18 protein-coding genes and 1 pseudogene are annotated in these 13,866 nt (G+C 62.8%); 8 read left to right on the top strand and 11 right to left on the bottom strand.

What is annotated here, in order from left to right:
* The 5 genes and pseudogenes from YO9_RS0110245 to YO9_RS17960 all read right to left on the bottom strand — a co-directional run.
* Positions 1-641, bottom strand: a pseudogene (locus tag YO9_RS0110245) (hypothetical protein); the annotation flags it as partial.
* Between the two features lie 40 nt (positions 642-681).
* Positions 682-1,308, bottom strand: a complete 627-nt coding sequence (locus tag YO9_RS17965) for a hypothetical protein (protein ID WP_223286397.1) — start codon at positions 1,306-1,308, stop codon at positions 682-684.
* Positions 1,301-2,050 carry a DUF8175 domain-containg protein gene (locus tag YO9_RS0110235; RefSeq protein ID WP_016997386.1) on the bottom strand — a complete coding sequence of 250 codons (750 nt, stop codon included), beginning with the start codon at positions 2,048-2,050 and terminating at the stop codon, positions 1,301-1,303. Before YO9_RS0110235 ends, YO9_RS17965 begins: the two co-directional genes overlap by 8 nt.
* Before the next feature lie 57 nt (positions 2,051-2,107).
* Positions 2,108-2,488, bottom strand: a complete 381-nt coding sequence (locus tag YO9_RS0110230) for a hypothetical protein (RefSeq protein WP_016997385.1) — start codon at positions 2,486-2,488, stop codon at positions 2,108-2,110.
* Positions 2,485-2,778 carry a hypothetical protein gene (locus YO9_RS17960; RefSeq protein WP_223286396.1) on the bottom strand — a complete coding sequence of 98 codons (294 nt, stop codon included), beginning with the start codon at positions 2,776-2,778 and terminating at the stop codon, positions 2,485-2,487. The genes YO9_RS0110230 and YO9_RS17960 overlap by 4 nt, the downstream gene beginning before the upstream one ends.
* 1,437 nt (positions 2,779-4,215) lie before the next feature.
* Here YO9_RS17960 and YO9_RS17955 point away from each other — a divergent pair.
* The 4 genes from YO9_RS17955 (at position 4,216) to YO9_RS0110205 (ending at position 6,660) form a co-directional block, all read left to right on the top strand.
* On the top strand, positions 4,216-4,953 hold the full coding sequence (locus YO9_RS17955) for a MinD/ParA family ATP-binding protein (protein WP_016997382.1): 738 nt from the start codon (positions 4,216-4,218) through the stop codon (positions 4,951-4,953).
* Between the two features lie 83 nt (positions 4,954-5,036).
* Entirely contained in the window at positions 5,037-5,756 is a 720-nt protein-coding gene (locus YO9_RS17950; RefSeq protein WP_223286395.1) for a lytic transglycosylase domain-containing protein, read from the top strand.
* Entirely contained in the window at positions 5,705-6,064 is a 360-nt protein-coding gene (locus YO9_RS0110210) for a M23 family metallopeptidase (protein WP_016997380.1), read from the top strand. Before YO9_RS17950 ends, YO9_RS0110210 begins: the two co-directional genes overlap by 52 nt.
* Positions 6,061-6,660 carry a hypothetical protein gene (locus tag YO9_RS0110205; protein WP_031273068.1) on the top strand — a complete coding sequence of 200 codons (600 nt, stop codon included), beginning with the start codon at positions 6,061-6,063 and terminating at the stop codon, positions 6,658-6,660. The genes YO9_RS0110210 and YO9_RS0110205 overlap by 4 nt, the downstream gene beginning before the upstream one ends.
* A 43-nt stretch (positions 6,661-6,703) precedes the next feature.
* Here the strand turns inward: YO9_RS0110205 and YO9_RS0110200 are convergent, their stop codons facing one another.
* The 4 genes from YO9_RS0110200 to YO9_RS0110185 are packed head-to-tail and all read right to left on the bottom strand — an operon-like array spanning position 6,704 to position 9,109.
* Positions 6,704-7,147, bottom strand: coding sequence for a hypothetical protein (locus YO9_RS0110200; RefSeq protein ID WP_031273067.1), 444 nt, complete (start codon positions 7,145-7,147; stop codon positions 6,704-6,706).
* An 11-nt stretch (positions 7,148-7,158) separates the two neighbouring features.
* Positions 7,159-7,749 carry a hypothetical protein gene (locus YO9_RS0110195; RefSeq protein ID WP_016997378.1) on the bottom strand — a complete coding sequence of 197 codons (591 nt, stop codon included), beginning with the start codon at positions 7,747-7,749 and terminating at the stop codon, positions 7,159-7,161.
* The gene (locus YO9_RS0110190) at positions 7,746-8,747 is read right to left on the bottom strand and encodes a hypothetical protein (protein WP_016997377.1); all 1,002 of its coding nucleotides are present in this window, start codon (positions 8,745-8,747) and stop codon (positions 7,746-7,748) included. Before YO9_RS0110190 ends, YO9_RS0110195 begins: the two co-directional genes overlap by 4 nt.
* The gene (locus YO9_RS0110185) at positions 8,747-9,109 is read right to left on the bottom strand and encodes a hypothetical protein (RefSeq protein ID WP_223286394.1); all 363 of its coding nucleotides are present in this window, start codon (positions 9,107-9,109) and stop codon (positions 8,747-8,749) included. The genes YO9_RS0110190 and YO9_RS0110185 overlap by 1 nt, the downstream gene beginning before the upstream one ends.
* A 684-nt stretch (positions 9,110-9,793) precedes the next feature.
* On the opposite strand from YO9_RS0110185, the gene YO9_RS0110175 reads away from it, so the two are divergent.
* Both YO9_RS0110175 and YO9_RS21600 read left to right on the top strand, forming a co-directional pair.
* On the top strand, positions 9,794-11,032 hold the full coding sequence (locus YO9_RS0110175; RefSeq protein WP_223286393.1) for a replication initiation protein: 1,239 nt from the start codon (positions 9,794-9,796) through the stop codon (positions 11,030-11,032).
* Between the two features lie 251 nt (positions 11,033-11,283).
* Positions 11,284-11,454, top strand: a complete 171-nt coding sequence (locus YO9_RS21600; protein WP_396350747.1) for a DUF4113 domain-containing protein — start codon at positions 11,284-11,286, stop codon at positions 11,452-11,454.
* 597 nt (positions 11,455-12,051) lie between these two features.
* Here YO9_RS21600 and YO9_RS0110160 read toward each other — a convergent pair.
* Positions 12,052-12,351, bottom strand: a complete 300-nt coding sequence (locus YO9_RS0110160; RefSeq protein WP_016997371.1) for a hypothetical protein — start codon at positions 12,349-12,351, stop codon at positions 12,052-12,054.
* Positions 12,345-12,980, bottom strand: coding sequence for an AAA family ATPase (locus YO9_RS0110155; RefSeq protein ID WP_016997370.1), 636 nt, complete (start codon positions 12,978-12,980; stop codon positions 12,345-12,347). The genes YO9_RS0110160 and YO9_RS0110155 overlap by 7 nt, the downstream gene beginning before the upstream one ends.
* Before the next feature lie 250 nt (positions 12,981-13,230).
* Here YO9_RS0110155 and YO9_RS17945 point away from each other — a divergent pair, with 250 nt between their 5' ends.
* Both YO9_RS17945 and YO9_RS17940 read left to right on the top strand, forming a co-directional pair.
* Positions 13,231-13,413: a ParA family protein gene (locus YO9_RS17945; protein ID WP_223286392.1), complete on the top strand. Its 183-nt coding sequence runs from the start codon at positions 13,231-13,233 to the stop codon at positions 13,411-13,413.
* An 11-nt stretch (positions 13,414-13,424) separates the two neighbouring features.
* Positions 13,425-13,610 carry a hypothetical protein gene (locus YO9_RS17940; protein WP_223286391.1) on the top strand — a complete coding sequence of 62 codons (186 nt, stop codon included), beginning with the start codon at positions 13,425-13,427 and terminating at the stop codon, positions 13,608-13,610.
* The last annotated feature ends 256 nt before the right edge of the window (positions 13,611-13,866 follow it).

The raw sequence follows: 13,866 nt of genomic DNA, 5'->3' as shown, positions 1-13,866 counted from the left end.
TGCCTGCACCGGCAGGCGTAGGCGATGGTGTGGACGTAGCGCCTGGCTGGCGGAGCTGTCGGAACCGAATCCGCGTCCGGACCGCGACAGGTGGGCCGCGCCCTGCGGGATCGCCGCGCCCATCGCGGCGACCCCCAACGCGCCACCTCCACTGTTGGAAGACATCGAGCCCAGCACAGGCTGAGGAAACCAATCAGCACCGGTAGCGCGAACACGGAGGCGATGATCATCATCAGTCCCGCAGCGAACTGGATTAGCCCGCCGTCGCCCTCCCACACCCCGGTGGTGGACATCTTGATCGCCAACCCGTAGATCAGGGCCGCTGCCGGCTTGTAGAAAGCAAATGCCAGGGTCCAGGCGATGACTTTCTGGAAGAAGTTCTTACCCGTCTCCGTGTTCAAGAAGGCGGCTGAAAGCGGTAGGACCCCCGCCATCAGAAACAACATCCCGGTGCGCAGCACCATCAGCATCACCTGAATGAGGTTCACGATGATCGCCACGACTCCGCCGACGATGATCAGGATGACGTTGCCGCCCAACCACACCGGACTAGTGCCGCTACTGGCCATGTTGTCCAAGGCCAGGAGCTTGAGCACATCGGTCTGGAAATCATCCCCGATGGCGGAGTCAATGATCTGCACCGCCAGGCGTCGGTGCCCCGGATCAAGACGTTGAGGATCGTCACCCCCGAAGCGGTGACCACGGCCAAGGTAAGTAGCCCTTGAGCAGCTCCCGGGCCGGCTCAGCGCGCTGGGACCAGGCCATCTGAGCCCCGGCGATTATCACGCTCAGCGCGGCTACCGCCAGGGTGAGATAAAAGGTCTGGTCCTGGATGAATCCCACCGAACCGCTCAAGTTCATCGCCCGGGCCGGTATGAGGAAACCGATCAGGCTGGTGGCTCCCCCTACCAGCGCCGCCCCGCCGGCCAGGACGGTGGCGGTGTTGACCAGGCCCGCGCCGTCGCCGCGGCGGGCGTTGACGGCCAGCACGATGCCCAAAAACAGCACCCCGAACACGGCCACGCCTAACCCGAGCCAGCTCGCGTAACCCAGCAGCGTGTCGATGTAGGCGTTGAAATCCCCCCGCACCGGGGTCTGAGAACCGGTATCGCCCTCGGAGGTAAGGCCGGCGCTGCCGATCCGCGTCCACATTGAACCCAGGGAAGCGACCGTGTCGACCACGCCGGCGGTCACACCGTCGGCGATCTGATCTAAGGCATCCCCGGCGGCACCGGTCAGAGCTTCGTTAACACCTTTTTTCGCTTTGCAGATGCCGTCAAGGAATCCACACTTTTCCTCGTCAGCCATTGTCGGGAGTCCACTGGATGTACCCGGACAGATCGGAAATCTGACCTGAGACGGGGCCACCGCTCCCGTCATCCTGCAACAGGAAACGCCAGTCTCCCTCGTACCAAACCATGTCGGTTGCGGTCGTTGTGTAAACTTTTTCCGTCCCGTCGTCGGCGGCCAGCACAACCTCGACGGTGGCCTTATCGTCTGTATATGAGAGCAACCGGAACCCGGCCACTTCCAGCGGGACGGTCGTGGTGTCGTTCTCGCTTACTCGCTGCTGCGCCTGCCCGATGGCGATGTTCTTGCCGGGGCCCTCCATGACCCGTGCTTCGATGGTGTCGAGGAGGACCTGCGGGTCGTTGCCCGAGATCAGCATGTTGGTGGAAGCCAGCAATGCCCCTTCGGGTGTGTGGGAGTAGCAGGACCGGACACCCGTGGACTCGTCCATGGTGCCCGGCCCGTTCTTCTTCGAGGCTGGGGAGTAGATCGCCCCCAGAGCTTCCCACTCGACATCCTTCGGCGCCTTGGTCAAGGTGGTACCGCCGGTGGCAGACAACCCGCACACCGACTCCCCACCCGAGGACGCCTCGGTCGCGGTGGCCGGTGCGGTTTGAGACTGTGACTGCTCCTGTTCTTCGGGCCACAGCCACAGGACCAGTCCCAGCACTACCAGCAGGGCCATGAGCACCGCCGAGACCAGGAACCAAGGGCCCGCCCACCATGATTTGTCGTTGTCCGTCTCAAGCTGATCTGTCACCTGCTGCTCCTTTTCGCGCGTGGGACTGGTCCTGTAGTTGTTGATGGTGGTCAGCTTCTAGATGTTGAAGTGGGGATCATCGTGGATCACAATGGCAGCAGCCTCCGCATCGCTACTCTGCTCTTCCTCTTGTCCTCCGCCGTCTTGGGAGATAAACGAAAGGATCGAAGCACCACCGGAGATCAGCGCGACGGCCAACACGATCTTGATGATCCCGGAGATTTCTTCGGTGGTCTCACCACGACGAGCGTCGAAAGCCATCTTCCCGCCCACCACCAGCAGTCCCAGAACGGCGATGCCCAAGGCAATCCACTTGCCCACACCGACCATCCTGTTCCAGGACTCTCCGATGCCCGGAGGAGCCAGCGGGTCGGAGTCGGGCAGTGCAGCAGGCAGGGCCAAAACGGTGTCCTGTGCGGCAAGTACGAGGTCGATCATTGGGGAATCCTCTCGGAGGTGAGTTCATCGACTGCCTCACCGATAGCGGTGAGGACTTTCTTCGGCTCACGGGCCATGGACTCCCAGTCCATGGCTCCAGTGAGTCGGAGTTCTTCGATCCACGGCACCACCCAGGTGAAAGGGACACCGCCGGAGATCACACGGGTCGCTGCTGCCAGGGATCTCGGGGTCTTGCCCGGAGTGTCGGCCACGATCACCAACCCCGCGAGCACTACATCCGGATGTTGCCCGGAGGCCCAGCCCTGGGCGGCGCGTCGAGCTGATTCCAACCCGCGATGCGTCTGACGGGCGAGGAGGACAACGACAGGAGACGGTGCCTCTGGGGTCGGAGAAGGCCAACGATGATGGCATTCGACACCGTCTAGCAGCTCCCGAAATGTGGTCTCTCCCGCTCCACCATGGGTGCCTAACCAGTACGGACCAATAGATGACGCGGGAAACCGTTCGAGCCGCCCGCCGCCGGCCGGTGCAGAAATACCCTGCTGGGGCGCCTGCGCTCCCCGAAGAACCGGGGGCGGCTCAGAAACGGTCTCATCCAGGAGCGAGACCGTCTGAGCCCCCGTGCCGGGCGCGACGAACCCTGTCCACCGATTGCCCATCTAGGCTCCCAAGTTGAATTCAATGCACTGAGGTGCATTTCCGTGGATCATCCACGGAATTAATTTGAACATGTTCAACTATAGGCAGTTTCGAGCTATGGTGTGCAACCGTAAGCAATTTTTCCCCACTCCGATGTACCGGAGCCGCTGTGATCGCTGGAGCGCTCTCTATGACTGAGTCGCTGGACAGACTCTTCAATGGGTTGCCCGAGCAACTTTCCGTGGCCTAGCTGACCGAGGTGCTGGGGCTGTCCAGCAGCACGGTGACCTACCGGTGGCTGAGGGATGGGCGGGTGCAGCCATACAGCTGGGTTCGCACTGGATCATCCTCCGGGACGACGTAAAAGAACACCTGCGTGCTCACTACAACGTCTCTCAGCAACCCAACCTCGGAATGAGGGACACCGACTGATACGAAAGGCATTCCCATGGCGCAGGCGCTCGACCGTCCGCGATGCATCGCGACGCTCAACGACAACCACACCGTTGAAGTCTCCGTCGACGGTGTGGTGACCCCCCTAAATTCAATGGACGACGCCATTGCTCAACTAACCGAGACCGCGCGTATCCTGGGTCGGCCCGTCAAGGTCGTAGCCATCGACCCATCTTCGGCGAACGAATTCGAGACTTACCTGGTCGTTGGGCCTGACGGGGAAGTCTCCACCGATGCGACGCTCACTCGCCTACCCCGGACCGGGCGTCGAGGCAGCCGTGCGGTCAAACCTGGGGAGCTCGTGCCCGCCGAGTCGGCCCCGGAATCGCTGCTGAGCGAGTCCGAAAGTTCCTCTCATAAAAAAGCTGCCTCAACGTCTTCCACCATCGTTGCGCCGACTCTCAAGAACGCTTCGCAGTCCCGTCCCGTGCAGGCAAAGTCAATGCCCTCTAGCGCCCCGGTGCCGCAACCATCTGACACGACAGTCTTAGACATCGACTCCGCCCCCAGCTTCATAGCCACCGACAGCTCTCTGGACGAGGCACCAGCCACCCACGGTTGCGCGGGATGCTCAACCGCATCGGCTGAATCTGGCCCCTGAGCCTGAGGAAGTAGCGGAACGAAAAAACCTGGCCGCGGTCTCACGGCACTGGATCGGTTCCCGCACCATCGCAGTGGTCAACCAGAAGGGCGGTGCCAACAAAACCCCCACCGTTGCCCTGCTCGCCGCCCAGTTCGCCCGCCACGGCGGGGCGGGCGTGCTCGCCTGGGATAACAACGAAGCCATGGGATCCCTGGGCTGGCGTACCGACGGCGCCGGCCACGACTCCACCGCGCTGGACTTTCTCCACCACGCCGATCACTTCCTTACAGCCGAAGCCAAGGCGGCCGAGTTAGCCGCCTTCGTCCACCATCAGGCGTATGACGCCTACGACGTCCTGCGCTCTGACGAGTCACCGTCCAACACCCACGAAATTACTGGCGTCGAGGTGGACGCCTTGCACCGGGTGGCCGAGAAGTACTACCGGCTCGTCATCATGGACAGCGGCAACTCCACCCGGGGCGAGAACTGGGCGCGCATGATCGCTCACACTGATCAGATCATCATCGCCACCACCACCGAGTCCGATAAGGCCCAGGGCGGGGTCAACGCCCTCAAAGCCCTGCACTCTGGAGGTCCCCATGCCAGGGAACTGGCCCGTAATGCCGTGGTGGTCATCTCCGAGCTGATGCCCTCGCACAGCACCAAGGCCCAAGCCATCACCGCTGAATACGCCCCGTTTGTGCGTGAGGTGGCCATCGTTCCTTTCGACCCGCACCTGGTGCAGGGCCGCATTCATCACCGGCAACTACGTCCGGCTACCCGCAGAGCCTGGCTCCACGCCGCGGCCCTGATCTCCCAGGGCTTCTGACGGCCAGGCCCCACCCCCGAGCCCTCGGCGGCGCGACGCTGCTTCTCCTTGGCCTTTTGGTGAGCATCATCATGGTCTTAGCCATGCTCGTGACCACCCTGGCCGAGGAGGAGGACGCCGCGAGCCTGTCCACCAGCTGCACTGCCACCGCCGTCGGCACCAACGAGAAGGGCAATGTGGTGTCCGTGCCAAACGGCTGGGGACCGCTCGTGGACGCGGCCGCCAGCCAGGCCGAACTGCCGGCCAGCCTGGTCGCCGCACAACTGGCGCAGGAGTCCGGGTGGAACCCAGATACCACCAGCCCCGTCGGCGCCCAGGGGCTGGCCCAATTCATGCCCGCGACCTGGGCCACCTATGGCAACGGCGGAGACCCCTTCGACCCCGAAGATGCCATCGCAGCCATGGGCCGTTACATGGCAGCCCTGAAGAAAGAAATTCAGCCCATCGCCGGGGACAATCCGGACGAGCTCGTGCGCCTAACCCTGGCCGCCTACAACGCCGGGCCCGGTGCGGTACAGGAGCACCGCGGCGTTCCGCCCTACCCGGAGACCCAGCAGTATGTTGAGAAGATCCTCGATGGCACCCAGTCCACCTTTTCTGCTGACTGCAAGGCCCCCACCGGGCCCGGGCCTGGGACGGAGACCTCGGCGATGGTGAGTGGGCCACCCCACTGCCCGGGGGCGTATTCACCTCCGGCTACGGTGGGCGCGCTCTGGCTGGAGTCCCTGGCTGGGCCAACCAGCACGAGGGCGTGGACATCGCCACCCCCGGGGTTGGCAACAGCAGCGGCGGAGTCGTCGTAGCCCCCACCGGCCTGCGGATTACCGGGTTCAACGTCACCGACGGATGCGTCATCGCCAAGGAGAACGGGCTTGACCCCGATTTCGGATTCGCCTTCTGCCACCTGCACTCCTGGGACGTGGCCAAGGGCCAGAAGCTCAAACGCGGTGACATCATCGGCGTCGAGGGCAACCGCGGGCGCTTCGGCATGGCCACCCACCTGCACCTTGAGATCTACAAACCTGACGCCCCCGACCTCGTCTTTCCCTACCAGGGGCACAACCTCGACCCCCAGCCCATCCTCAAAGAGAAAGGTGCGTGGCCGAGATGATGCGCCATCCGCTGCGCCTCGCCGCAGCCTTGTTGATGTGCGTGTTGCCGCTTGCCGCTTGTGGCTCCAGCGACGAAGCCCAGCAGGTCTTCCAAGAAGCCACCGCCTCCCCCACGGCGCGACAGCTAGGCGAGGGCACCTTCGCCACCGCGGATAACGCTGACCGAACCGATGTGGACTCCACCGCCGAGGTCACCGCTCTGATGCTCCACTCCTGGGACACCGCCAGCGACCGCACCGAAACCGCCGCAGCGATCCGTACCCAGTCGCTGATGTCCCCTGACTGGGCCGCTCACCAGGTTGAGCCCGAACGTAACGCAGCAGGCGCCCCATGGCTTACCGCAGCGCAGCACGAGAGCTACAGCACGCCTACCATCGTCCCCGTCCACGGCGACATCAATCAGGACATCGCTCCGGACAAGGCTATTCGCGCTTACACGGTGGAATGGGCCTGGAATACCCGAGACGGAGCCACCATCCACGAAATGGATCGTCGGCAGGTCACCCTCTACCTCGAAGAGCGCGACGGCCAGTGGGAAGTCGTCGGCCATCAGTTCCGCGACATTGGCGGCGCCCAGCAGGTGGATGGTAGATGAACGAAAGAAGCCGGCACAGCTGTTGTGGCTGGTCTGGCCTTCTTTATCTACTGTGTGGAGTCGTCCTGAGAGGAACTTTCCTTCTTCTCGATGACCTCAAGGATTGCCTGAAGCCCTTCAGGATCAATCTGGCCGAGGGCTCTCGCCGCGAAGTTACGCACCTCGCTCGTCGGAGGGCGCGCACCGTGGCTAGTTCCTGCTCGACCTGCTCAGGCAACGGGCCGTTCTCGTGCACCAAATATCTGGGGTCCACTCCGAACACTTCCCCCAGCGCCCGGAGCAGTTTCTCATCGGGGCGCACCCGGGTGTCGGCCGTCTTCAGGTAGTGCCATTTCGTGCGCGACATAGCCACACCGCGGTCTTTTATGCCTTGCTGAATCGTGGTGAAGTCGTAGGGATGGCCGGTTTCGGTGCGCAGGGTGTCCAACAGCAGGTTGATTTTGTCGGCCAAAATCTGGGCTGACCGTTCCCGGTTGGCGTCCCCCACGTCTTTTCTCCTCATGTCACGATCCAGGCGTAGATGCTGCCCAGGAAGGCTAATCCGTAGATGAAGCCTGAGATCACCTGGTGACCAGTGTGGTCCTGGAGCCGGATACGGCTCCAGCACACCACCAAGCCCACCGGAACGAACAGCAGCCCGACAACACCCCAGGATGTTGTCAGGGCAACAATAGTGCCGCCCATCATCATGCCGTGCCCGGAGATCTTCCACCACGGACTCACCACAGCGATCACCAACCCGGCCAGGAACGTGGCCACCAGCAGCGCCACAATCTCGATCGGTCCCCGCAGCAGGATCGCCGCCGTGAGGTAGCTGAGGACCAGTACCAGCACCCCGGCCATCACCGGGCGGCGGTGCTCCTTCACGCTCACGTGGTGGTCGGTGAGGACCCCTCGGCGCACCAGTATGAGGACCATGGCCAGTGGAACCCCGCATACGATCAGGGCCGCGCTGATTCCCCACCACAACGAGGCGGCAGAAGGTGCGCACCCAGGCAGCGCGATGAGCAACGCCGCCAGCAGCACAGGAGGCTGGAAGGCTTCCGTGGCGGTTCTCTCCCAGCGGGGGACGACGATCGAGGTGCTCATGATGTGAGTTCAAATCTCCTCTCGGCGGTCTGCAGGGCACACCGTTGCCTTTCCGACAGGTCCATGTTCTCTACCCGCAGGGCATCTTCGACGGCAATGACGGCACTGTAGAGAACTTTCTGGGGATCAGCCGACAGGGCGCTGCGCCAGCCCGGAGGGCGTCCACCAGGGCTCCACCGGTCAGCGTCGAGTTGGGCCCACACCGGAGCGATCCTCAGGATGTCCATGCGCAGACCCATCTTCAGGCGCCGGCCTTGGGCGTAGAGACCCAACCACGCCACGGCCAAGCACACCAGCACGGCCCCGGGCAAGAAGACCGGGCCGAACGAGGCTCGCATGGCCGTAGCTACAGTATCCCAGGTGCCTGAATACCCGAGGACTGCATAGCCGGCTTCAAGCGTGCAGCCGAGCACGAGCAGAGAACCTCCCACACCCAGGCCGAGCAGAGCCGGCCACAGCAGACGGTCGTGCTCCGGCTGGCGCAAGGCGAGTTCCTGGAAGGCGACACGGGCAACATCGGTGGCGTTCCACGCTCCCATCACCATGATGAGCAGCGTGTAACCCAAGGTGCCGCCCTGGGCAAGGTGGTCCGGGATGAACGCTCTCGAGGTCGGGTCCCGATCGATCGAGAAGAACGCTATCGTCAACCCCAGCAGTAAGGTACCGCCAATGGCGGTCTCCCCCAATGTCCGCGACCGGCTCCAGTCCCTGCGCTGCAGGGACTGGACGAGGGCCGCCCGCAGGCACCATACGGCGCTGAGCGCGAGCAGGCTGCGCACCAGGTGGAAGATGTTCTCTCCACCCAGCCACGCATCCACGCTCCGTTCGGGAACCATGACCCCGTTAGCCGAGAAGGCCAGCGCCGCCAACGCCGTGCCCATCCAGACAAAGTCCACTTGGCGTCGCCGCGCTACTCGTGGCAGACGAACGACCACCGCCACGACGGCGAAGATGCAGGCTACGGCTTTGAGCAGACTCAACACCGCACCGAGGCTCATCAAAAGACCTCGAGCAGAGGATCCACCCGCCGGGTCAGTCTGGCGGCTAACCTCGTGGCGGCGTTCTCTGCCGCGATCTCCTGGGCTGTCCAGGTGGAGGAACGCCCGAGAAGGGTCTTGATCCGCCGGGAGCCCCCAATATGGACGAAGGCATTTCCCAGCGTCAGCTCGCATCCGCCGTGCATGAGAAGGATGTGTCCATACTCGTGCAGAATCACGTGCCGGCGCAGCAGCTCGCTCTCACCGGCAGCATGGAAAATCCAGGACTGCTCAGCTTTCTCCAACCACAGCCCCGTGACGTCCTGGCCCAACCCCGCGGGGGCAGGCTCGATGTGAACGGGCTTGCCATGCCGACGCTGCACCTCCAGATGAAGACACTCCCAAGTGAGATGGTCCGGCAGTTCAGCCAGCACATCGGAGTCGGAACGGGAAACAGTTCCCCCTAGCCAAAACATGCCCTCCAGGCTACCTGGAACTTGAACACGTTTATGTTGAACATGTTCAAAAAACTGTATGATTGATGCGATACACCTAGACGGGAGCCTTCACTGCGTCTTTACCGCGTCAGGCTTCAAAAACAAAGGGGCAAGGAAATCATGGAGACACACCCCACACTGCTACCGGTTGCGGTTGCAGTATGCAACGATGGCTTCATGACCGAGTACCAGCAACCAAAGCTGCAAGGACACAAAGTGGCGTTGTCCACGCGTGTGTCTCCTGAGCAGCATCGTGCGGCCGTCGAAGCGTCTCGTCGAACGGGACTCAGCATGGCTGAGTACATCGGTGCCTTGATCGATCGCGATGCGGGACGACCCAACAAGCTTGACAACAGGGAGGAGCCGCGCCTACCGCTGGCTAATTCCGCTTAAACGACTGACGACCCGCCTGGCAGGGCGGGCCGTCGAAGTCATTTGGCTGTCTCAGGTCTCCAAACTCGCGACAGCCGTTTCAACAGCTAACTGAATCGGAACCTGTCATGAATCCAATATCAGGGGACTGTTATGTCCCTTAGTATACCTGAGGCGCGTCCACAAGTGGACCCTGCCTTGCTGGATGTTGTTCTTTTTTGCCCCGAGACCCCGGCCCGCCGGTTCCTAGCACACCACCGGATCGAGTACTTCCGGTGCGGTCAGACCAAGTCGCAGGCGTTCCCGAACCGTGGGCGGCCTGCTAATGAGTTCGCGTTTCTCCAGCTCAACCCGGCCGATTGGTTAAATTTCCTCGTCGTCGACGTCGATGACGAGGCCGCGTTGTTGAACCTGATGCACCCGGCGGTGCCAGAGCCCACGTGGATCATCGAGAACCCGGCCACTGGTCACGCCCAGGCCGGGTGGGCGATCGAGCCGGTCTACCGGGGCGAGGGCGCTCGGCCGTGGCCGATCCGCTATGCAGAGGCGGTGCAGCGGGCCCTGGACCGGCTGGTCGATGGGGACCCGTGCTTCACCCGTTACTTGGTGCGCAACCCGGCTGCTGAATTCCCGGCCGGGCGTGTGTGGTGGGGTCGCAGAGCCAGCCCGTGGTCCCTGGGAGATCTCAAGGCGCACATGGTCGAGTACATCGACCCGTTCCATGACGAGGCTATTGACGGACCCGCCGCGTCAGCCTGGGACCCGGGCACGGCCCTGCTGGGGCAGGCCGGCGTCCCGCGGGCCCCGGTAGTGGACACCGCCACGGAGGTGGGTCGCAACACCGCTATTTTCCGCGCCACCCGCCGGTGGCTATGGGACCAGCAACAGATCCGCCACCAGACCCCAAACGAGGCCGCCTCGATCGCCCATGCCCGGGCGCTCAACGTCCAGCTGCCCCACCCCCTGTCTGATGGGGAGGTGGCGTGCCTGGCTCGTTCAGCCGTGCGGCAGGTCAATGCTGGCAAGGGACGCCCCACGTCCACCAGTGGTTCTGATGCGGCGCATGAGTATCTGTCGCGGATGGGACGGCGTGGCGGGAAGGCCCGTACCGAGGCCAAGGCGCGTGCGGCGGCGGACAATGCCGGCAAGGCCCGCCAGGCCCGCACCGATCGTGCTGGGCAACTGCGGGTTAAGGCATTGCGGTTGCGGGCGGCGGGGGCGACCTACCGGGCTATCGCGGAGGCGGTGGGACGTACCGCACGCACCGTAATGACTTGGTTGAAAAACGCGCCCGCCACTTCCGCTGGCGACGCTGTAAACGGAGGTGAAATTCTCCAAGCAACAGGTATTTGCTCCGCCGGCGACGAACAAACTGATCACTCCCCCAGCATGGTCCCAGCACCCGCAGCTGTTGAAGATGCGGGGCCCCTGCGGTAACTAAACCCGCTCGTCAGCGGCCCGAGGGCGCCCAGCGCCGAGGATCGCGGCCCGGAGTGCCCCCGTGCCCAAGCTCATGCAGGGGGTGCCCTACATGAGCGCCACCATCCTCTGCACACACCTCGCCGCCGAGGGCGCCGTGTCGGTCCTGCCGGGGGTGCTCGAGTAATTGGTCCCGCTCGGGGAACTGATCGAGGTAATGAACCGCCTTTTCGGCACCAGCACCCTCGCTCTGGGCCGGCTCGGCGCCCATTCCCTCGCCCCCTGGGCCTAATCGCCAAGCAGATCTCTCCCCGCGCTACACCACCGACTGGAACGAGCTCCGCACGGTGCCTGAACACGCGCTTCTTAGCTGGTCCGTACTAGGACTGACCTACTTCCCCAGCCGATTAAGGCGACAGTCTTTCTTGGGACTGGGTTGACGGACGATGGCTGCCGCACATTTCCTCGGCTCTGGTGGGCCTCCGAAATGATTGCTCAAGGGAAGTTGCGGGAACCTCCGAGCCTGGACTGGATCACTACCAGCACCGTGACCGCGGCATCCACCACATGCACTTTGGTGCTGGCAATTTCCTAAAGTTTCGTGGGTGATCGTGACATTGAGTTTGTACCATATTAGTACCACACTGGTATGGTACAAAGATCGACGTGGTGCAAGATTCAGCTAAAGAACCCTGCGTCTTGCCAAGCCTTCACGGGGACGATGGTTTGTGCATTCGCTCTGACACCACAGCGATACATGGGCATGAAGGTGCTGCGCTCACAGTATCTGGTACAGAATCATGATTGCACTAGTGTGGTACCAGTACCACACTAGTGTGAAGTACACGCCCGGTTCGAAAGGTTTCCGTAGCCCTAGCACTTCTTAGGTAGGGAACGGACGAGCTTTTTGACCGCTTTCTGCTGGGAAGTGTCGACGGCAATGCCTGGGCATGAAGGTGCCGTGCCAACTCCTATCGATATGGCACCATATTGGTACTTGTGTGGTACCAACACCACGCCGATATGGTGTGGGATGACTACTTGAGCGGCACGTTTTGACCGTAGCGCTCCTCAAGCACGGGCCATACGAGCTCCTCGATCAATTTCTGCTGGGAAGTGTCCTCAGCTTCGGCGGCGTAATTGAGCAAGGCATGCTGGGTGTTGTTGAACCGGAAGTTGTACCCCTTTACCTTGGCTCCGTTTCGCGCCCGCCGTTTCCACGGCTTCAGGGGCGGTCCCTGATCAGGGGTGTCTGAACCCGATCGTTCGGCTGCCGATGCAAACCGCTCAATCTCTTCCTCGCGATTGGAAGCAATCGGTCCACGTTTCCTCACCATGAGAAGACCTCCTGGGTCAGCAGTTGGATCTCGGCCTTGGCCTTGGCGTCGCGCATCTCTACGACTCCCTTGCCGTCGGCCAGACAGTCGGCAAAAGCCTTGCGCTGATGCAACACGGTCTGAGCAAGCCGCACTCGAGGAAAGTCCTCGAGATACGACTGCGCTTCCGCTCGTTCCTTAGTGAACACGTTGGAAGATACAAAGTTGAGGACCAGCATCGACTTGAGGTCCTCGTTAAAGTCTTGGGCCCCTTCGACCGTCTCCAAGAGGCCGGCCACGGCATCAAGGTCGGCTTGGGTGGCGCGCGTGGGACTGATCAGCATGTCCGCAGCAGTCAGGGCTGTGCGCATCTCTTTGGAATCCTTGCCTGGGACGTCGACCAGGATGTGATCGAACTTGGGTCGAAACTCCTCCAGGAACTTGTGCAGTGATCCCGACTTCTGCACGGACTGCAGCGAGGGAAGCCCGGCCTCCTCTCGGTCGGTCGTGAAGTTCGAGGTCGTGCGGATCGTCGGGTCAGCGTCGACCAGCAGCACGTCCTTTCCCTGTCGTTGCAGCTCAACTGCCATGTTGACGGTGAGAGTCGACTTGCCCGTTCCGCCCTTCTGGTGCCCAAAGACAATGATCATGGCACCACTATAACACCAATGTAATGCCATATTGGTATTAGTGTGGTACTACTTTAGGTCATTATGGTGTGGTACAACTGTGGTACAACTGTGGTACTAATGTGGAGTGGCGCGCGGCTTGGCTGCACACCCTTCAAATGCACAGAGCCACGCAATCTCCAGCGGGTGGCACCCCAGTCTCAGGGTGATTCCCTCGGCCCGCAACATCTCCAACCGAGAAGCCTACCTAGTCGATCATGCGGAGCTGCGGTTGAAGATCTCTTTGACTGGCCTGTCGGCGGATGTGGCGGTCATTGACTGCCCCAATTGGCAGGGCGGGCCGCTGACTCTGTCGGCGTTGAACGCGGCCGACACCGTGGTCTACGCCGCCACCGCCATCAACTGGGCGCCCCGGACACCCTCACCGAGGCCGGCATCGTCGTCGGTGGGGTGAAAGAGACGATCATGAGCCGGGCGGCGGTGGCCAGCCTCGAGGAGCTGCGCGCCACCGGGTTGTTCCTGGAGCCGTTGATTCCGGACCGGGCGATCGTCCAGGAGGTGCGGATTTCGGGGGAGTGGTACGGCCAATACCGCAAGGGCTCCCGGGTGCTGGATGCCTACACCGCGATCGCGAAGAAGGTGCTGCGATGACAGAGAAGCCCGAGCGTCCCGCCTCACTGGCCCGCCGCCGACCCCGTCCGGCCCCGGATGAGCACATCGACCCGGTCGATTACACGCCCCCACGCGCTACCTCACCCCAGCCCGCGACACCGGTGGTGTCGTCCCCCACCGGTGCAAGCGGCACCGGTGGCGGAGCCCACGACGATGCCGAAGCGCGGGCGGGGCCGGGCCGCGCCGGGAACCCGCGATCCAACTCGGGGTGCGGGTGGCCCAGGACATCTCCGAT

This window comes from Kocuria atrinae C3-8 (assembly GCF_000286355.1).
GTDB lineage: Bacteria > Actinomycetota > Actinomycetes > Actinomycetales > Micrococcaceae > Kocuria > Kocuria atrinae_A.
This window is presented reverse-complemented; position numbering and strand designations above follow the sequence as displayed.

Coding starts and splice junctions, on each gene's coding strand:
- YO9_RS17940 (WP_223286391.1), top strand. CDS start 13,425: ATGAGCCGGGCGGCGGTGGCCAGCCTCGAGGAGCTGCGCGCCACCGGG.
- YO9_RS0110205 (WP_031273068.1), top strand. CDS start 6,061: ATGATGCGCCATCCGCTGCGCCTCGCCGCAGCCTTGTTGATGTGCGTG.
- YO9_RS0110230 (WP_016997385.1), bottom strand. CDS start 2,488: ATGATCGACCTCGTACTTGCCGCACAGGACACCGTTTTGGCCCTGCCT.
- YO9_RS0110155 (WP_016997370.1), bottom strand. CDS start 12,980: ATGATCATTGTCTTTGGGCACCAGAAGGGCGGAACGGGCAAGTCGACT.
- YO9_RS0110190 (WP_016997377.1), bottom strand. CDS start 8,747: ATGAGCCTCGGTGCGGTGTTGAGTCTGCTCAAAGCCGTAGCCTGCATC.
- YO9_RS0110160 (WP_016997371.1), bottom strand. CDS start 12,351: ATGGTGAGGAAACGTGGACCGATTGCTTCCAATCGCGAGGAAGAGATT.
- YO9_RS17950 (WP_223286395.1), top strand. CDS start 5,037: ATGCTCGTGACCACCCTGGCCGAGGAGGAGGACGCCGCGAGCCTGTCC.
- YO9_RS0110195 (WP_016997378.1), bottom strand. CDS start 7,749: ATGAGCACCTCGATCGTCGTCCCCCGCTGGGAGAGAACCGCCACGGAA.
- YO9_RS17965 (WP_223286397.1), bottom strand. CDS start 1,308: ATGGCTGACGAGGAAAAGTGTGGATTCCTTGACGGCATCTGCAAAGCG.